General features: G+C 71.7%; 15 protein-coding genes. 10 read left to right on the plus strand and 5 right to left on the minus strand.

Annotation, left to right across the window (positions count from 1 at the left end; genetic code table 11):
- The first annotated feature begins 247 nt into the window (after positions 1 to 247).
- A complete protein-coding gene (locus PUR53_RS17820) occupies positions 248 to 3,370 on the plus strand; it encodes an amino acid adenylation domain-containing protein (RefSeq protein ID WP_329908861.1) in 3,123 nt (1,040 codons plus the stop codon).
- Positions 3,367 to 4,590, plus strand: coding sequence for a cytochrome P450 (locus tag PUR53_RS17825; RefSeq protein ID WP_329900793.1), 1,224 nt, complete (start codon positions 3,367 to 3,369; stop codon positions 4,588 to 4,590). The genes PUR53_RS17820 and PUR53_RS17825 overlap by 4 nt, the downstream gene beginning before the upstream one ends.
- A 41-nt stretch (positions 4,591 to 4,631) precedes the next feature.
- Here the strand turns inward: PUR53_RS17825 and PUR53_RS17830 are convergent, their stop codons facing one another.
- The 3 genes from PUR53_RS17830 to PUR53_RS17840 form a co-directional block, all read right to left on the minus strand.
- Positions 4,632 to 5,882 (minus strand): MFS transporter, encoded by a 1,251-nt coding sequence (locus PUR53_RS17830; protein WP_329908862.1) that lies wholly within the window; start codon positions 5,880 to 5,882, stop codon positions 4,632 to 4,634.
- Positions 5,883 to 6,190: 308 nt separating this feature from the next.
- On the minus strand, positions 6,191 to 6,652 hold the full coding sequence (locus PUR53_RS17835; protein ID WP_329908863.1) for a pyridoxamine 5'-phosphate oxidase family protein: 462 nt from the start codon (positions 6,650 to 6,652) through the stop codon (positions 6,191 to 6,193).
- A gap of 84 nt (positions 6,653 to 6,736) precedes the next feature.
- Positions 6,737 to 7,939 carry an MFS transporter gene (locus PUR53_RS17840; protein WP_329908864.1) on the minus strand — a complete coding sequence of 401 codons (1,203 nt, stop codon included), beginning with the start codon at positions 7,937 to 7,939 and terminating at the stop codon, positions 6,737 to 6,739.
- Between the two features lie 156 nt (positions 7,940 to 8,095).
- Here PUR53_RS17840 and PUR53_RS17845 point away from each other — a divergent pair, with 156 nt between their 5' ends.
- Entirely contained in the window at positions 8,096 to 9,070 is a 975-nt protein-coding gene (locus tag PUR53_RS17845) for a D-2-hydroxyacid dehydrogenase family protein (RefSeq protein ID WP_329900789.1), read from the plus strand.
- 35 nt (positions 9,071 to 9,105) lie between these two features.
- On the opposite strand, the gene PUR53_RS17850 is transcribed toward PUR53_RS17845, so the two are convergent.
- On the minus strand, positions 9,106 to 10,956 hold the full coding sequence (locus PUR53_RS17850; RefSeq protein WP_329908865.1) for a rhamnogalacturonan lyase family protein: 1,851 nt from the start codon (positions 10,954 to 10,956) through the stop codon (positions 9,106 to 9,108).
- Positions 10,957 to 11,210: 254 nt separating this feature from the next.
- On the opposite strand from PUR53_RS17850, the gene PUR53_RS17855 reads away from it, so the two are divergent.
- Entirely contained in the window at positions 11,211 to 11,900 is a 690-nt protein-coding gene (locus PUR53_RS17855; RefSeq protein WP_329908866.1) for a M24 family metallopeptidase, read from the plus strand.
- Positions 11,901 to 12,015: 115 nt separating this feature from the next.
- A complete protein-coding gene (locus PUR53_RS17860; RefSeq protein ID WP_329900786.1) occupies positions 12,016 to 12,465 on the plus strand; it encodes a spore-associated protein in 450 nt (149 codons plus the stop codon).
- 92 nt (positions 12,466 to 12,557) lie between these two features.
- On the opposite strand, the gene PUR53_RS17865 is transcribed toward PUR53_RS17860, so the two are convergent.
- The gene (locus tag PUR53_RS17865) at positions 12,558 to 12,992 is read right to left on the minus strand and encodes a hypothetical protein (protein WP_329908930.1); all 435 of its coding nucleotides are present in this window, start codon (positions 12,990 to 12,992) and stop codon (positions 12,558 to 12,560) included.
- 269 nt (positions 12,993 to 13,261) lie between these two features.
- Here PUR53_RS17865 and PUR53_RS17870 point away from each other — a divergent pair, with 269 nt between their 5' ends.
- From PUR53_RS17870 to PUR53_RS17890, 5 genes are all read left to right on the plus strand, one after another.
- Positions 13,262 to 13,879 (plus strand): TOPRIM nucleotidyl transferase/hydrolase domain-containing protein, encoded by a 618-nt coding sequence (locus PUR53_RS17870; RefSeq protein ID WP_329900785.1) that lies wholly within the window; start codon positions 13,262 to 13,264, stop codon positions 13,877 to 13,879.
- 116 nt (positions 13,880 to 13,995) lie between these two features.
- Entirely contained in the window at positions 13,996 to 14,310 is a 315-nt protein-coding gene (locus PUR53_RS17875; RefSeq protein WP_329908867.1) for a DUF6400 family protein, read from the plus strand.
- The gene (locus tag PUR53_RS17880; RefSeq protein WP_329908868.1) at positions 14,297 to 14,554 is read left to right on the plus strand and encodes a hypothetical protein; all 258 of its coding nucleotides are present in this window, start codon (positions 14,297 to 14,299) and stop codon (positions 14,552 to 14,554) included. The genes PUR53_RS17875 and PUR53_RS17880 overlap by 14 nt, the downstream gene beginning before the upstream one ends.
- Before the next feature lie 204 nt (positions 14,555 to 14,758).
- Positions 14,759 to 16,612: an enoyl-CoA hydratase-related protein gene (locus PUR53_RS17885; protein ID WP_329908869.1), complete on the plus strand. Its 1,854-nt coding sequence runs from the start codon at positions 14,759 to 14,761 to the stop codon at positions 16,610 to 16,612.
- 63 nt (positions 16,613 to 16,675) lie between these two features.
- Positions 16,676 to 17,764, plus strand: a complete 1,089-nt coding sequence (locus tag PUR53_RS17890; RefSeq protein WP_329900782.1) for a hydrogenase expression protein HypE — start codon at positions 16,676 to 16,678, stop codon at positions 17,762 to 17,764.
- Positions 17,765 to 17,811: the final 47 nt, after the last annotated feature.

The raw sequence follows: 17,811 nt of genomic DNA on the forward strand, positions 1-17,811 counted from the left end.
ATACCCGTGACCGCGATGTCCAGGGAACGATCCCGACTCGTCACAACGTCCCCCATCATGCCGTTGGAAATCGGATATTCCATCAGATGCCGCGCCGGTGCCGTGTCGCCCAGTGATCATATTCATGCGGCAGACAGTCTCAACCCTTTTTTAAGAAAAGGGGGTTGGCGGGAGGTTGGCAGGAAACGATCAGACATGGCAACGTCGTACGCTCCTGATTGCGAAGGGAGTCGACGAGTTGCAGTCGATGGAATCACCGGGGGAAGGACTGCACGATGTCTTCGCCGCACAGGCGGCCGCTGAGCCGCGACGCATCGCCCTCATTGCGGGGAACATCCAGGTCTCCTACGGTGAATTGGACGCCCGCGCCGAGCGATTAGCCGACCGGCTCGCCGCCGCCGGTGTCGAACAGGGTCATCTCGTGCCGATCCTGATGCCGCGCTCCGTGGATCTGGTCGTCGCTCTGCTCGCCGTTCTCAAATGCGGTGCCGCCTACGCGTTGCTCGATCCCGACTGGCCGCCGACCCGTCTCGACGCCGTGGTCGACCAGCTCCACCCGCCCCTCGTGGTCGCCCGCCCGGGCACGCCGGCGCGGCTGTCCGCACCGCTGTGGGACCCGTCCGACGACGACCCGGAACACCGCCCCGCCCGACGCGCCGCCGTGACGGTGCGGGACACCGACGCGTGCTGTGTGTTCTTCACGTCCGGCACCACGGGACGGCCCAAGGGAGTGGTGACTCCGCACCGGGCCACGGCCCGGCTCTTCGGGCCCGGCACCTTCGCGCGCTTCGACCGGGACACGGTCGTCCCCCTCGCGGCGGCACTGCCGTGGGACGCGTTCTCCCTGGAACTGTGGGCCGCGCTCCACAACGGCGGGACCGGTGTCCTGATCGACGAGCCGTTCCTGACGGCCGAGGCCCTGCGCGCGCTGGTCACCGGCCACGGGGTGAACACGGTGTGGCTGACCAGCAGCCTGTTCAACCTGATCGTCGACGAGGACCTGTCCGCGATGAGCGGCCTGTCCCAGCTGATGATCGGCGGCGAACGCCTGTCCGCCCGCCACGTCGGCCGCTTCCTCGACCGGTTCCCGGACACGGCCCTCGTCAACGGCTACGGCCCGGTCGAGAGCACGGTGTTCACCACCACCCACCGCATCACCGTCGCGGACTGTGCCCGGCCCGGCGGTATCCCGCTCGGGCGTGCGGTGCCCGGCACGTCCGTCTTCGTCCTCGACGGCGACCGCCCCTGCGCCGCCGGGGAACCGGGGGAGATCTGCGTCGCGGGCGACGGTCTGGCCCACGGCTACCTCGGTGAACCGGCCCTCACGGCCGAGAAGTTCACGGCCGTCGACATTCTCGGTGAGCGGGTCCGGCTGTACCGCACCGGAGATCTGGGCGTCCGCGACGAGAACGGGATCATCGAGTTCCGCGGGCGGCTCGACCGGCAGGTCAAGGTCCGCGGCCATCGCGTCGAACCGGCCGAGGTGGAGCGGCAGATCGTCCGCCTGGTCCGGTCCGTCGCCGACTGCCGGGTGGTCCCGCGCTGGAACGAACTCGGCGGCGCCCACGAACTGGTCGCCTTCTGCGTACCGGGACGGCCCGGCGACACACCGCCGGACGCCTCGACGGACGTACCGGCTGACTTCACGGACGTACCGTCTGTTCTCACCGACGTACCCACTGTTCCTACCGACGTACCGGCCGTCCTCGCGGACGTGTCGGCGACGCTAGCCCGTCATCTGCCCGCACACCAACGCCCCGTCGCCGTCGCCGTCGTGGACGCCTTCCCGCTGACCGGCACCGGCAAGCTGGACGACCGGGCCCTGTTGGCGAGCCTGCCCGACGAGCCGGACGAGACCCACCACGGCCCCGTCGACGACCCGCTCGTGCGGCTCGTGGCCCAGACCTTCACCGCCGTACTGGGGAGACGTTCCGTGCCGCCGCTCGCCTCGTTCTTCGAGCTGGGCGGCTCCTCGCTCCAGGCTGCCCGCGCCTGCACCCGGATCGGCAAGCGCGTGGGACGTCCGGTTCCGCTGTCGAGCCTGTACGAGCATCCCTCGGCCGAACGCCTCGGCACCTGGCTCCGGACGGTGCCGGCTGTCGGCGTCCCCGCGCCACCACCGCACGGTGACGTCCCGCTGACCCCCATGGAACTGGTCTTCCTCACCCGCCATCTGACGGCGCCGCAGGACCTCTCCCAGTACTGCGTCATGACCTGGCACCTGGACGACCGGCTGGACCCGGACACCCTGGAGGCGGCCGTCGCCGCCGTCCACGAGCGGCACCAGACCCTGCGCATTGCCTTCCGCGCGGACCCCCGGCCCCATGCCGAGGTCACCGACATCCCGGCCCCGCCCCTGGAACTGCTGGACGCCCGGCCGACCGTCGACGAGGCGGTCCTCGCGCTGCGGGCACTCTTCGAGGAGCCCCTCGAACCGCGGGACGCCGACCTGTGGCGCACCGCGCTGGTGCCGCTGACCGACCACGGCGGCTGGCTCTTCGGACTCCTGGTCCACCACATCGTCTTCGACGGACGGTCGGAATCCGTCCTGGCACGCGACCTGTCGGACGCCTACGCCGGACGCGAGCCGGGCCCCCTCCCGCCCACCCCGGCCGAACGGACGGCACTCACGGCGGCCGCCACCGCCGTGACGGACCCGGCGGCCCGCACGGCGCGGGTACGGCAGGAGTTCCGCGACGTGCCCGAACTCCGCTGGCCCGAACCGGCCGACCCCGGCGACAGCGGGACACGCCACCTGGACAGGCCCGTACCCGCCCCCCTCGCGGCGGGCCTCGACGCGCGGGGCACGGCACTCGGGGCGAGCCGGTTCGTGGTGCTCCTGTCGGCCTGGGCGGACACCGTGGCCGAGATCTGCGGGCAGCGGGACTTCGCGGTGGGCGTCCCCGTCGCCGAACGCGCGCTCCCGGAGCTGGAGCGTGCCGTCGGCTGCCTGATCGACATGGTGCCGGTACGCCTGCGCGGCGCGGCCGTGGCCGGCGGCGAGGACGGCATCCGCGAGACCCGCAGACTGGTCCACGAGGCCTTCGGCCGGGGCGCCGTCCCCTTCACGGCCGTCGCCGAGGCCTCCGCGACGACACCGGGTCGGCCACCCGTCTTCCAGACCCTCTTCGCCCTCCAGGACAACCCACCACCCCGGCTCGACCTCCCCGGCGTCGTCGCCACCCACATACGCCAGCCGTACCCTGCCCTCCCGTTGGAGCTGCACCTGGAGGTGTGGCCGGACGAGGGCGGCGCGCTCGACGTGGTGCTGTCGTACCGCCGGGACGTCGTCGCCGAGGCCACCGCACGGAAACTGCTGGACGGCTTCCACGACCGTCTCGCCCTCATCGCGACGGGAGCCGCCCGATGACCGCGGTGACACCCGGCCCTACCGGTGCCGTCGATCCCACCGGTGCCGTCGACCCCGGCGGTGTCGTCGACCCGGAGCTGCACGCCTCCGGCGAGGTGTACGAGCTGTGGCGCTGGATGAGACGGCACGCACCGGTCCACTGGCACGAACCGGGGGATCTGCCGGGCTTCTGGTCGCTCACCCGGTACGAGGACATCCGGGACGTGTACCAGAACCCGGCCGTCTTCAGCTCCGAGCGGGGCGTCCTGCTGCGGCCGACGGAACTGGGGGAGGACCCCGGCAGCGGCCTCACCATGGCCCTCACCGATCCGCCCCGGCACCGCGCCCTGCGCGGGCAGGTGGCCGACCGGTTCAGCGAACGGTGCGCCCGCTCCCTGGCGGGCGAGCTGCGCGCCGAGATCCGCGCGGTCGTGACGAGCGCTGTCGCATCGGGCACCTGCGACGTCGTCCACGACATCGGCGCCCGGCTCTCCGGCCTCAACATCGGCCGCCTGCTCGGTGTGCCGCCCGAGGACCGGGAGCGATTGCTGACCTGGACCACAGAGGCGTTCGAATCCGGGAAGCCGCTCACCGGCCACCTCCCGCTCATGCGCTACTTCATCGAGCTGATGTACGCGCGGATGGAGGAACCCGCCGACGACGCGATGGGCATGTTCGTCAACAATGAGGTGCGCGGCGAGCTGTCGACCGAGACGGAGATACTGCTGGGCGTCGAGAACCTCGTCGGGGCGTCGGAGAACGCCGGTCTGTCGATGGCGGCCGGGATCCTCGCTCTCGCCGCGCATCCACGGCAGTGGGAGCGCCTGGTGCGGGAGCGGGACGGCGGGCTCGTCAGGACCGCCGCGGAGGAGGTGCTGCGCTGGACGAGCAGCGCCACGCACAGCATGCGGACAGCCACCGTCGACACGGTCCTCGGGGGCCGGCACATCGCCGCCGGCGACCGCGTCGTGCTGTGGATCCCCTCGGCCAACCGGGACGAGTCGGTGTTCCGGGACCCGGACCGGTTTGACCTCGGCCGGCAGCCCAACCGCCATCTGGCCCTGGGCACGGGCGAACACGTCTGCATCGGCAGCACCATGGCCCGCCACCAGACCCGGATGCTGCTGGAGACGCTCGCGGAGCAGGTCGCCGTCGTCGAGCCGGTCGGCGACCCGGAACCGCTGCGTTCGATCACGGTGAACGGCCCGGCGCACGCCACCGTGCGCCTGATCGCCCGCTGAAGCCACCTGCTGAAGCCGCCGCCTCAGGTTGCCACCTGAGGTCACACGGACCCCGCGGCCGACGCGTTCTCCGTGGGCCCGTGCCCGGGCTCCGTGTGACGAGCGCGCTGCCGACGCTCCGCCCAGCGGACGGCGAGCGGCGCGGCCAGTCCCGTCAGGGCGAACAGGCCCCCGACGACGTACCACCCGGGGCGGCCCCAGGTGATGCAGAGCGAGATGATCAGAGCCGGTCCGAGGGCGTCCGCCAGTCCCGCGCCCAGACCGAACACGCCCAGATACTGGCCGGTGGCGTGCTGCGGGGCGAGGGCGAAGGACACCTCGAAACCCGCGGCGGAGTACCACAGTTCGCCGATCGTGTGGATCACCGCCGCCGTGATGAGCAGGGCCGCGGCGGCCCACGCCGGTATGCCCGCCGCCAGCGAGATCAGCGAGCAGGAGACGAGGAAGGCCACGCCCGCCCGCCGGTAGGCGTCCCCGCCGGCCGCTGGGGAGACGATGCTGCGGCTCGCCCGCACCTGGAAGGCGATGACGATGACCGTGCTGGTGAGGATGGTGCCCGAGATGAGCCAGTCTGGGGCCGTGGTGGCGCCGACGAGCCAGAGCGGGATGCCCACGGTGAGCACCTTGAACTGCACGGCCATGACGCCGTCCAGGCCGGTGAGCAGCAGATAGGGGCGGTCGCGGAGGGCGGTCCAGCGGGGGCCGCCGACGGCGGGCAGCGGCGCGACCGGGGGAAGGAGGACCAGGACCACCGCGGAGAACACGAAGGCGATCGCGTTGCCGACGACCATCAGCTGGTAGGCGGTGAGCGTGCCCACCTGAACCACCCAGCCCGCCAGTACGGCGCCGAGGGAGATGCCCAGGTTGGTCACCGCGCGCAGATAGGCGCGGAACTCCTGCGGCCGTTCCCCTCCGTAGTGCCTGATGAGCGGGGAACGGGCCGCCGTGCCCGCCGTCTTCGCACCCGCCGCCGCGCAGACCGCGAGCACGAACGGCCAGAAGCTGTCCGCCAGGACGAAACCGGCCGTGGCCCCGGCCTGGACCGTGAGGGTCACCGCGTAGACGCCGCGCGCCCCGAACCGGTCCGCCAGGTGACCGACGGTCACACCGAGAGCCAGCGCGACCAGACCCGCCAGTCCGAGACCGAGCCCCACCTGGTCCGCCGGAAGCCGCACCGCCTGCGTGAAGTACAGCACTCCGGCGGTCAGATACAGGCCGTTGCCGACGGTGTAGACGAAGTTCGAGGCCGCGAGTACGCGTTGCGGCCGGGTGTCCGGAATCAGGCGGGGCACGGCGAGGACTCCACATCACGGTCGGCGAACAGGGGCCCGGCAAGCTTTGTTGTGCAGTACCTGCCAAAGCAAGGGCGCCGTGCCACCCACGTCGGCCGTGCCACCCACGTCGGCTGCGCCACCCCCGTCGCCCACGCCGCGGAAACACACTCGCGCCCTCGTCGCCCGCTGACGACAATGCTCTGGCCACCCCATCGTCTGCATCGTCCCGATCTTCCGGAGGAGCCTTCACGAGTCCCGCGAACCCATCCCCACCTGGAGCCACTGGAACCCGCTCCGACAGCCGCGCCGGTGAGGGTCGGCCGTCGTCACTCCAACCACGCGCCGTCGCGCATGACGATTCGCCCGCGTAGTTCCGGCTCGCCGCGCCAAGCGCGCACGGTCGTCGGAACCACGCGGACATACACGAAGGAACCGTCCTCCACGCGCGGATCCCACCCGAACTTCCCGGTGAACGCCTCCGCCGCGTCCCGGGGCACCTCCTGGTCGGGGAAACACACCGCTTCCCCCTGGAGCAGCACCACGTCGAACGTGTCCGGCAGCGACAGGCGCACGCGCGGCTCCGCGCGGACGTTCCGCACGGTCACGGACGCGGCGCCGGTGCACATCCACACCGCCCGCCCGTCCCAAAGGAACCACAACGGCACCTGGTGCGGCCCGTGTTCAGGGTGAGCCGTCGACAGCCAGACGTCCCGCTCGCTGACGAGCCGCTCCAGAGTGTCGCGCACACGCTCAGCCGTACGGCGACGAACGATTTCCGTGGTCTCCATGGGGACGGACCCTAGCCACTCGGGCGCGCACCGCACCTGGGGCGCGGGACCTACTCCCAGCGACCGATGAACCCCTCAGCCCTGTCACTCCGTCTCCGCCGTCGGAGCCGGTACCGGACGTCGCAGCAGATACACGCCCGCGGACGACACCAGCACCGCCATGCACGCGATGAAGACGAGCCCCGCGCCTTCCAGACCCATCGGCTCCGCCAGGAGACCCACGCCGATGACCGGCACCGAGATCCCCGTGTAGGCCACCACGAACAGCGCCGAGATCACGGCCGCCCGGCGGTCCGGCGCCGACGCGGCGGCCACGGCGGACAGCGCTCCACGAAACGCCAGCCCCTGCGCGGCCCCGCCCACCACGGCACTCAGGACCACGAGCGCCAACAGTTCCCAGTGCAGCGCGCCCGCCAGCAGCGCCAGCCCGGCCAGCAGCCCGGCGCAGCCCAGCGGCAGCGACCGGCGCACACCGATGCGTCCGACGGCCAACTGCCCGGCCGTGGAGGCGAAGAAGGCCAGCGCGACGACCAGCCCGCTCACCGCGTGATCGCGCACGTCCAGGGACTGGGCGAGGAAGGCCGGGCTGACCGAGGTGAAGACCCCGAACAGGGCGAACCCCACGAAGGAGGCGGCCGCCGCGGGCCCGAACACCGCCCGCACCGACGGCGGCAGGCTGGGCCGCCGCGGTCGTACGGTGGCCGGCGGCCGTCGCTCCCGCACGGTTTCCGGAAGCCCCAGCAGGACGGCGGCCGCGCAGGCCACCAGGGCGAGATGGACGGCGAACGGCAGATACAGCGGCCACTCGGCGTACTGCGCGAGCACCCCGGCGAGCAGCGGACCGCAGCCGAGCCCGCCCATGTTCGCGGCGGTCGCCACGAACGTGGCCCGCGAGGCACCACCACGCGGCGCCAGCTCCATCACGTACGCCGTGGCGGCCCCGGTGAACAGGCCGGCGGACAGCCCCGACAGCAGCCGCCCCACGTACAGCCAGCCCAGCGCGGTGGCGCACAGGAAGCAGACGGCACTCGCCGCCGCGAACCCCAGGCCCCACCACAGCACCGGGCGCCGGCCCACGGCGTCCGAGGCGTTCCCCGCCAGCAGCAGCACACCGATGACCCCGAAGGCGTAGACGGCGTAGACCACGGTGACCGTGAGCTCGGAGAAACCGAACTTCTCCTGGTAGAGGCCGTACAGCGGAGTCGGCAGCGTCGTGCCGGCCATGCACACGGCGAACACCGCGCCACCGAGCGCGCACCGGCGCCAGCTCCCGAGATCACCGTCCATACCGCCGAAGGTAACCCGCCCACCGCGCCCCACCCACCGCGGCACGCGCCCCGACAACCGCCCGCACGGCCCCGCACCCGCACCCCACCCAGACCCCCTCACACCCCACCCCAACCCGCACCCGAGGCGCCGGTCGATGGACGGCAGACTGTCCGCATGACCCTCCACTGCACCGTGCTGGACGACTATCAGGACGCCGCCCTGACCCTGGCGGACTGGAGCCCCCTCGCCGACCGGGTCGAGGTGCGCACGCTCCGCGAGCACATCACCGACCGGGACCGGCTCGTGGCCGAACTCGCCGACTGCGAGATCGTCGTGGCCATGCGGGAACGCACCCCCTTCGACGCCGATCTCCTGCGCCGACTGCCCCGCCTGCGCCTGCTGATCACCACGGGCATGCGCAACGCCTCCATCGACCTCGCGGCGGCACGGGCCCAGGGCGTGACGGTCTGCGGCACGGCGAGCAGTTCCACCCCGCCCGTCGAGCTGACCTGGGCGCTGCTCCTCGGTCTCGCCCGCCAGGTCACCGTCGAGAACCGGGCCCTGCGCGAGAACGGCCCCTGGCAGTCCACCGTCGGCCAGGACCTGCACGGCCGCACCCTCGGTCTGCTCGGACTCGGCAAGATCGGCAGCCGGGTGGCCCGCGTCGCCACCGCTTTCGGCATGGAGGTCCTGGCCTGGAGCGAGAACCTCACCGCCGAGCGGGCGGCCGAGGCGGGCGCCCGACTGGCCGAGGACAAGAAGGACCTGCTCGGCCGCAGCGACTTCGTCTCCGTCCACCTCGTCCTGTCCGACCGCACCCGGGGCCTGCTGGGCGAGCCGGAACTGCGCGCCATGCGCCCGCACGCATACCTCGTCAACACCTCGCGCGCCGCCATCGTCGACCGGACGGCACTGCTGCGCGCCCTGCGCGAGGGATGGATCGCCGGCGCCGGCCTCGACGTCTTCGACAGCGAGCCCCTCCCCGCCGACGACCCCTTCCGCACCCTCCCCAACGTCCTCGCCACCCCGCACCTCGGCTACGTCACCGAGCACAACTACCGCACCTTCTACGCGGAGGCGGTGGAGGACATCGTCGCCTTCCTCGCGGGCACCCCCGTCCGACACTTGACGGCGGGGACGGGCAGGTAGCCGTCGACGGCGTCGAGCAGGCCCGCGGGGCGGGGCTACGCGAGCGGAGCGCCTCCCGCGTAGGCGATGTTCGGCCGGGGCGGCCGGGTCATGCCGGCGCCGAGGAAGTAGTCGACGTGATGGGACTGCAGATAGCCCTTGAAGGTCATGGCGTTGCGGTAGGCGGGGTTGTGGGCCGGTGTGTAGAGCCGGGTGGCGGTGGGCCGGTCGGTGGTGAAGACGATCAGCTCGTCGTGGGAGGCGTTGGTGTAGACGGCCTCCTCCCGCCAGTCGCCGAGGATGTCACCGACCAGGGTGGGACCGCCCTGCGCGGCGGTGACGGCGCCGTGGTTCCAGGTGCTGACGAGCCGGGGCAGACTGCCGGTCGGGGTCGGGCGGGCCGGATCCCACTTCTCGATCTTCCCGTCGTTGAGCAGTTCCATGGTGAGGTCGCCGTCCCACCACAGCCCCAACTGCGGCCACGGGCGCAGTGAGGTGTTCGGTTCGGTGAGCCTGTCGGAGGGCGCGTTGTAGAGGCCGGAGAAGGACCAGACCTCCATGCCGGGGAAGCGCGGATCCACGTCGCCGGCCATGCCCCGCCCGATGTCGGCGGGGCCGCCGCCGTGCCTCCAGAGGACGGAGCCGGTGGCCGCGTCGTAGTAGTACTCCAGGAGGCCGCTCGGATTGTCCTGCTGCACGCCGTAGCCCTCGAGTCCCGGGCGGGCGGGGTCCATGTCGGCGAGGTGGAAGCGGTCGCCGTGGATGATGCCCTGCGGCGCCATCGAGTAGCGCAGGGAGCCGTCGCCGTTCAGGACGAAGCCGATCTCGGCGACCTCGTCCGTCCCGTTCCCGTCGACGTCCACGGCACGGGTGTTGTGCCCGTCGGGGGCGTTCTGGCCGCCGCGCAGCCACGTCCACTCCTGCCGCAGCGCGCTGCCGTTGAACCGCCAGGCGGCCATCATCAGATTGAACGCCCCGTCGTCACGCCGGTTCTTCATGTATGCCACCAGGCTCGGCGTGGTGCCGTTGAGATACGCGACGCCGAGCCGCGCGCCCATCGGACCGTCGCCGAGGTAGGTGGTCGGCACGGCGGCCCAGTTGCGCAGCGCTCCGGTCCGGCCGTCGAGAATCGCCATGAACTGACGTGCGTCGTCCGCGTGCGTCCAGGTCGTCCCGTCACCGAGTCTGACACCGTCGGCGATCTTCAGGGCGACCTCGGCACGGCCGTCGCTGTCGAAGTCGTACACGGTGATGCCGTCCCAGTGGCCGACGTCGATCGCGGACGACCCGGGTTCGATGTTGTCCTGGTTCACGCTGTTCGGCCCCAGGTCGACGTCCCAGAGGAACTGGCCTCGACCGCTGTACGCCTCCAGCTTCTGCGGGGAGGTCTGCCGGTCCACCACATAGTCGTACTCGCCGTCGCCGTCGAGGTCGCCGACCCAGACGAACTTCACCGGACCACCGGCGCGCAGCGGTACGCGGACCACCGGCTCCGTGGCGTGATCGGCCGTCAAGGTGAAGGCCCCGCTGGGCGTCTGCTCCTGCCCGCCCACCACCGCAGCGACCCGGTAGGTGTTGGAGCGCGTCAGGTCGGCCGTGGAGTCTACGTAGTTGGTCCCGCCCGTCAGGACGCTCGCGTTGAGCCTGACGTAAGCGCCACCGCCGGTGGAGCGGTACACGTGGAAGCCGATGCCGTCCGGGTCGAGCCCCAGCAGCCGCCACGAGACGAGCACCTGGGCGGCGCCGGAGCGCACCGCCACGACCCCGCGCCCCAGGTTCTCCATCACCCGCGCGGCCTGAACCCTCGGCGTCTCGTCGACCACGGCCGTGGCCGCGCCGGGCGAGGTGAGCCCGGCCGCCCCGACGGCCAGCACGGCACAGACGGCCCCCATGAAAGTCATGCGCATGACAACCTCCTGTGCCGGAACGGAACCGTCGACGAGTCGTACCGCGGGGACTTGAACCGTTTACACACCTGTGATGGAAGCACCGCCCGAGATGAGCGTCAAGGCTGACGAAGCGTCAACATTGGCGGAGTTCACGGGTGTTGATGCCTCGGAACGGCCACTCGGGCACACCTGGAAACGCTTCCAGAACGCCCCCCGAAGCCAGTCGGCGAAATCCCGTTGCCGGAAGCGATCTCTCTCACTACGGTCGGCCCATGGCGGACGACGAACCCACGCGCGCGGCACGGCTGCTGGACGCCCAGGCGAAGGCGGTACGGCTCTTCGCGGAGATGGAGGTGCGCGGTCTCGTCGCCCCCGGCGAGAGCGAGCGCGCGGTCAGCGACCGGGTCAGGGATTTGGCCAACGAACTGTTCGGCACGACCCGCCACTGGCACAAGAGGATCGTCCGCTCCGGCCCCAACACGCTGAAGCCCTACCGGGAGAACCCGCCGGACCGGGTGATCGCCACGGACGACATCGTGTTCGCCGACTTCGGCCCGATCTTCGAGGAGTACGAGGCCGACTTCGGCCGGACCTTCGTCCTCGGCGACGACCCCGTCAAGCACCGACTCCGCGGCGACCTGTCACGCGTCTTCGCGGCCGGCCGCAGGTTCTTCGAGGCCGACCCGGACATCACCGGAGCCCGGCTGTACGCCGAAGTGGAGAGGCTGGCCGGGGAGGCGGGGTGGGCGCTGGGCGGCTGGCACGCCGGCCACCTGGTCGGCGAGTTCCCGCACGAGTGGATCGACGGCGCGGACGTGGAGTCGTACATCACCCCCGCCAACACCACCCCACTGCGCCGCACCGACAAGGCCGGGCGCCGCTGCCACTGGATCCTGGAGATCCATCTCATCGACCCCGAGCGCGAGTTCGGCGGCTTCCACGAAGAACTTCTCACCCTCTGACCAGGCCCGCACGCCCCGTCACGCATCTCAAGGGAATACCGGGGCAACCATCCGTGCCCCTCGCGGGTCACATCCTGTGAGAGCAAAGGCGCTCTCATGGCTACAAGGGGGAAATATGAGAAAGGTGCGTAATGTCGTGACGATGGGGGCCTTAGCCGCACTCGCGGTGGGCGCCTCGACCGCCTTCGCCACGACGGCCTCCGCCGCTCCGAACGTCACCCCACAGGGTGTCTGCGGCAAGGCCTACAAGACGGTGAACTCGGCGCCCGTCGGCTCGCTGGGCACCGTCTACCTGACCTACAACTCCGCGAACGGCGAGAACTGCGTCGCGACCATCCGCAAGAACCCGGGCACGCTCAAGCCCATGTCCACGTGGGTCTACATCCCCGCGACGGACGAGTACGCGGGCGACGCCGACGACTACAGCTCGTACGCGGGACCGGCCTACGTCTACGGCAAGAACTTCTGCGTGAGCTGGGGCGGCAGCATCGACAACGTCTACGTGTCGGTGGAGAACTCCAACTGCGGTTCGCTGAAGGAACAACGGGTCACCGAGATCCGCTGATCCGGCTCTCCGTCCAGCCGTGAGTTCCCGCACCACCGCGCCTTCCTGAGTCGCACCTGCAGCGGGAACTCACGGCACCTTGTTGAACACGTTCAAAAAGTGGTGGGTCTGCCGACGCCCCGGGAGATGACCGAGCCGGGCGCGTTCGCCCTGCGCTCGGACACGGAACTGCTGTTCAAGAGCCGCCGCGAGGCCTCATGACGGGCCCGTGGGCCCCGGTCGCGCTCCCGGTGCCCGCCGACCGGACGATGGCGTTCCGGGAGCGGGTCGCCCCGCATGAAAGCGGACAGCACCCCGATGGCCTCCAGGGTCCCGGCGAGGCAACGGTTGACGTGCGTGCGGTGCTCCGCGTCCGTCATGGTCCGTGCCTCCTCCCGTCCGATCATCGCCGTCTCCGCGATCATCGCGGCCGCGTCCGCGACGCGGGACTGCACCTCGGCGGCGTTCGGCATGAGCATCACGGCCAGTTCGGCGTCGTCGATCAAGGTCCGCGCGATGGCACGCCAGGGCTGCCGCTCCTCCGTCACGGGTCTCACCTCGCAGTCCGTCAAGTGCGGCCACCCGCCGACCAGGGCCCCTCCGGCACCCACCACCGCGCCCCCGAAGCCGATCAGCTCCCCACATCTCCGTCCGCACGGCCCTCCCTCGCCCGCGTCACCACCTGATCATCATGCCGACCGGGCCCGCGCTCGGGGGCCGATCCCGTCAACTCCGCGGCGGCCCCGCCCTGATGAAGGCGCTCGCGCCGCCGAATATCGCGTGCGGTGGCATCGGTGGGCGTAGCAGACTCCCAGACATGGTGGACATGAGCATGTTCCGGGACGAGGTCACCCGCTGGGCCGGCGGAGGCGCCGGCGGATCGGCGAGGGGCCTGGCGGAGCCGGTGGGCGTGCACACGGTCGTCCTGCTGGAAGGGCTGAGCGACCTCGCCGCCGTCGAGGCACTGGCCGAGAGGCGGAGCCGTGACCTGGCCGCCGAGGGGGTGTGCGTCCTGTCGATGGGCGGTGCGATGAGCGTCGGCCGCTACGCCGCGCTGCTCGGACCGTCCGGTCTCGGTCTGCGCCTCGTCGGTCTGTGCGACGAGCGCGAGAAGCCGTTCTTCGACCGGAGCCTCGCCCCGTCCTCAACCCAGCGCCACGCCGTCTTCGTCTGCTCGGCGGACCTGGAGGACGAGCTGATCCGCGCCCTGGGCACCGAGCGGGTCGAAGAGATCGTCCACGCCGAGGACGAGTCGCGCCCCTGGCAGACCTTCCTGCAGCAGCCCGCCCAGCACGGCCGCCCCCGGCACCAGCAGCTGCGGCGCTTCATGAGCACCAGGAAGGGCCGCAAGATCCGCTACGGCCGCCTCCTGGTCGAAGCCCTCGCCCCGGAGCAGGTGCCCGCCCCGCTGGACGACCTCTTCGCCCACCTGTAACCCGGGAGCACCACGCCCCCGGGCCGGTCCGAGGCCGCCTCGCACGCTCCGGACCTGCTGTGACTTCGCCCACCTGCCCTTGCCGGAGCGCGCGCCGCTTCCCTACGTTCGGTCGCATGTCCCCCCTTGACCGCGCCCTTCCCGGCGACCCGGACGAGCCCGACACGGCGAGCGCCCCCGCCGCGGGCCGCCCGGACGCCTGCCCGACGGCCGATCTGGACATCGACCTCACCTCGCACGAGATGCTCCGGCGCGCCCACGTCCTGGACGCCCTCGGCGACGACTGGGACCCCGTCGCCGCCCTGCGCGACGAGGAGACGGCGTACCGACTGCTCTACTCCGGCCTCGACGCGGAGCAGCGGCGGGTCTACGACGAACTGGTCGCGGCCGGTGTGCTGCCGCGAGAGGGCGGCGGTCATGCTGCCGCTTGACCCGCAGGCCGACATCGGGCGCCGCGCCTGGGTGGCCTGCCCGAGCTGCGCCGACCACCAGGGATGCGGCAGCTGCGAGGAGGGCCGCACCTGCTCCGCGCACTGGCGCTACCTGCTGTCCAACGTCGGCAGCCTGCTGCACCTGCAATGCCCGTCGTGCACCCACATCTGGACCCACGAAACCCACTTCGGAGCCACCCGCACCCCCTGGGAGCGCATCACCAGCGGCCTGCGACGGCGGTGACCCGCCCCCGTCGCTGAGCCGACGGCGATGACCGGCCCCCGCCACAAGCCGGCGGGGAGGACCGGCCAGGTGAGGCCGGACGGCGGATGGGCGCCCGCTTTCGGATGACCTTCACCGTCTGTCGCCGGGGACGGCGGGCAGCCGTGGTCGACGATCTCGGTCGGCGGTCATCCCTGCCTGCCGTTCGTCCGCCCGGAGGCAGCCGTGCACATCCTGCTCCTAGCCAGCGCGTTCAACAGCCTCACCCAGCGCACCCACGCCGAGCTGCGCGACCGGGGCCACACCGTGGCGGTCGAACTGGCCCTGCCCGGCAGCCACGTGCCGGAGGCCGTACGACGCCACGCGCCGGACCTCATCCTGTCGCCGATGCTCCGAACGGCGATCCCCGAGGAGGTGTGGTCGGCGTACACCTGTCTCGTCGTCCACCCCGGCCCGGTGGGCGACCGGGGGCCGTCCTCCCTGGACTGGGCGATCCACGAGGGCGCCGACCGGTGGGGCGTCACCGTTCTCCAGGCCGACGCGGAGATGGACGCCGGCGACGTGTGGGCCTCCGTGCCCTGCCGGGTTCCTCCGGTGCCCAAGAGCGAGCTGTACCGGGGCGAGATCGCCGACGCCGCGATCGAGGCCGTGCTGCTCGCGGTGGAACGCTTCGCGGGCGGCACCTACGCACCGCTGAAGCAGGACCGGACAGCCCCCTCCGCCGCCGATGCCGAGGCGCATGCGGATGCGGATGCCGATGCCTATGCCGCCGCGGACGTCGGCGCCGTGCCGCGCCCTGGTCCCCGCACCCGTCCCTACCTCGACCAGAGCGTCCGCCGCATCGACTGGGCCGAGGACTCCACCCAGGACGTCCTGCGCAAGCTGAGGGCGGCGGACTCGCAGCCCGGAGTACTGGACGTGCTGCTCGGCGGGGAGTGGTACCTGCACGGCGGCCACGCCGAGGGCGTGCTGCGCGGGCGGCCGGGGGAACTGCTGGCCACCCGCGCCGGAGCGATCTGCCGGGCCACCAGGGACGGCGCCGTGTGGATCCCCGAACTGCGGCCCCGGCGGATGCCCGGACAGCCGCCCACCTTCAAGCTCCCCGCCGTACCGGCCCTGGGCGACCGGCTGCCCCCGCTGCCCGAGCACCCCCTGCCCCGCCTGCCCGAGAACACGCACGGGACCTGGTCGGACATCCGCTACCGGGAGGACGGGAACGTCGGGCACCTCGCCTTCTCCTTCCCCGGCGGCGCCATGAGCACGGAACGGTGCCGCCGTCTTCTGGACGCCTACCGGGAGGCCTGCGCACGGCCCACCACGGTGCTGGTGCTGGGCGGCGAGCGGGACTTCTTCTCCAACGGCATCCACCTGGGCGTCATCGAGGCCGCCGCCGACCCCGCCGCCGAGTCCTGGGCGAACATCAACGCCATCGACGACCTGGTCGAGGCGGTCCTGACGACGACCGACCGGCTCGTGGTCTCGGCGGTCGCCGGCAACGCCGCCGCGGGCGGTGTGATGCTCGCCCTGGCCGCCGACGAGGTGTGGTGCCGCTCGGGCGCCGTCCTGAACCCGCACTACCGCCTCATGGGCCTGTACGGCTCGGAGTACTGGACCCACACCCTGCCGCGCCGGGTGGGGCCCGCGACGGCCGAACGGTTCATGGACGAGGCGCTGCCGGTGAGCTCGGCGACCGCGCTCCGGCTCGGGCTCGTCGACCGGGTCGTGGACAGCGGCCCGGACGCCTTCGCGGGGCAGGTCGGCGACCTGGCCGCACGGCTGGCCTCCCTTCCGGCGACGGCGTCACGGATCTCCGCCAAGAAGACGGAGCTGGACCGGCTGGAGAGCACGACCCCGCTGGCCGGCTTCCGCGAGCGGGAGCTGGCCCGTATGCGCCGGACCTTCGACGACCCGGACGCCCCGTACCACGCGCTGCGCCGTGCCTTCGTCCGCAAGGAACGGCCGTCGCACACCCCGCCGCACCTCGGTCCGACCCGGGTTGCGCGCACCGCCCCGATGTCCTCAGCCGCCGCCGTCACCGGAACGGCCCCCGCTGGCGTCCCGTCGCGGCCCAACCGCTGATACGAAGAAGAGCGACGGTCGAAATACAGGCTTTCATCCCTTACCTCCCCAGGAGGCGGTCCCATGACTGAGGCGACGCCGGGCACGCTCGATGCCGCAGACGCGGGCGGCACGCCCGCCGAAGAAACGCCCACGATCCACATCCTCTGGATCAACGCGGGCCTGAGCTGCGACGGCGACTCGGTCGCGTTGACGGCGGCCATGCAGCCCAGCATCGAGGAGATCGTGCTCGGTGTGCTGCCAGGGCTTCCCAAGATCGCGGTGCACTGGCCGCTCATCGACTTCGAATGCGGCCCCGTCGGCGGCTCCGACACGTTCATCGAGTGGTTCTTCAAGGGCGAGCGGGGCGAGATCGACCCGTTCGTGCTGGTCGTCGAAGGCTCCATCCCCAACGAGGCGATCAAGCCCGAGGGCTACTGGTGCGGCTTCGGGGACAACCCGGAGACCGGTCAGCCGATCACCACCAGCGAGTGGATCGACCGGCTCGCCCCCAAGGCCCTCGCGGTCGTCGCCATCGGCACCTGCGCCACCTACGGCGGCATCCACGCCATGGCGGGCAACCCGACCGGCGCCATGGGTGTGCCGGACTACCTCGGCTGGGACTGGAAGTCCCACGCCGGCATCCCCATCGTCTGTGTCCCGGGCTGTCCGATCCAGCCGGACAACTTCTCCGAGACGCTCACCTACCTGCTCTACCAGGCGGCCGGCGCCGCCCCGATGATCCCGCTGGACGACAAGCTGCGCCCCACCTGGCTGTTCGGGGCCACCGTGCACGAGGGTTGCGACCGCGCCGGCTACTACGAGCAGGGCCAGTTCGCGATGTCGTACGACTCGCCGACCTGTCTGGTCAAACTCGGCTGCTGGGGCCCGGTCGTCAAGTGCAACGTGCCCAAGCGCGGCTGGATGAACGGCATCGGCGGCTGCCCCAACGTCGGCGGCATCTGCATCGCCTGCACCATGCCCGGCTTCCCCGACAAGTTCATGCCGTTCATGGACGAGCCTCCCGGCGCCAAGGTGTCCAGCGGCGCCAGCGGGGCGTACGGCGCCGTGGTCCGCAAACTGCGGTCGATCACCGCCAGGACCGTGGACAAGGAACCCAAGTGGCGCCGTACCGGAGAAAAGATCACCACCGGGTACCGGCCCCCTTGGTGAGCGACGCCCACGCATAGCCGGCTCCCCGCCTCGCGCACCCCACCCAC

Origin of the sequence: Streptomyces sp. SP18BB07 (assembly GCF_036322545.1) — a bacterium.
GTDB lineage: Bacteria > Actinomycetota > Actinomycetes > Streptomycetales > Streptomycetaceae > Streptomyces > Streptomyces deccanensis.

Excerpts from the sequence above, each read along its gene's own strand:
- PUR53_RS17835 (WP_329908863.1), bottom strand. The coding sequence starts at position 6,652 with ATGGAGACCACGGAAATCGTTCGTCGCCGTACGGCTGAGCGTGTGCGC.
- PUR53_RS17840 (WP_329908864.1), bottom strand. The coding sequence starts at position 7,939 with ATGGACGGTGATCTCGGGAGCTGGCGCCGGTGCGCGCTCGGTGGCGCG.
- PUR53_RS17850 (WP_329908865.1), bottom strand. The coding sequence starts at position 10,956 with ATGCGCATGACTTTCATGGGGGCCGTCTGTGCCGTGCTGGCCGTCGGG.
- PUR53_RS17880 (WP_329908868.1), top strand. The coding sequence starts at position 14,297 with ATGCTGCCGCTTGACCCGCAGGCCGACATCGGGCGCCGCGCCTGGGTG.
- PUR53_RS17875 (WP_329908867.1), top strand. The coding sequence starts at position 13,996 with ATGTCCCCCCTTGACCGCGCCCTTCCCGGCGACCCGGACGAGCCCGAC.
- PUR53_RS17825 (WP_329900793.1), top strand. The coding sequence starts at position 3,367 with ATGACCGCGGTGACACCCGGCCCTACCGGTGCCGTCGATCCCACCGGT.
- PUR53_RS17855 (WP_329908866.1), top strand. The coding sequence starts at position 11,211 with ATGGCGGACGACGAACCCACGCGCGCGGCACGGCTGCTGGACGCCCAG.
- PUR53_RS17845 (WP_329900789.1), top strand. The coding sequence starts at position 8,096 with ATGACCCTCCACTGCACCGTGCTGGACGACTATCAGGACGCCGCCCTG.
- PUR53_RS17860 (WP_329900786.1), top strand. The coding sequence starts at position 12,016 with ATGAGAAAGGTGCGTAATGTCGTGACGATGGGGGCCTTAGCCGCACTC.
- PUR53_RS17870 (WP_329900785.1), top strand. The coding sequence starts at position 13,262 with ATGGTGGACATGAGCATGTTCCGGGACGAGGTCACCCGCTGGGCCGGC.
- PUR53_RS17820 (WP_329908861.1), top strand. The coding sequence starts at position 248 with ATGGAATCACCGGGGGAAGGACTGCACGATGTCTTCGCCGCACAGGCG.
- PUR53_RS17890 (WP_329900782.1), top strand. The coding sequence starts at position 16,676 with ATGACTGAGGCGACGCCGGGCACGCTCGATGCCGCAGACGCGGGCGGC.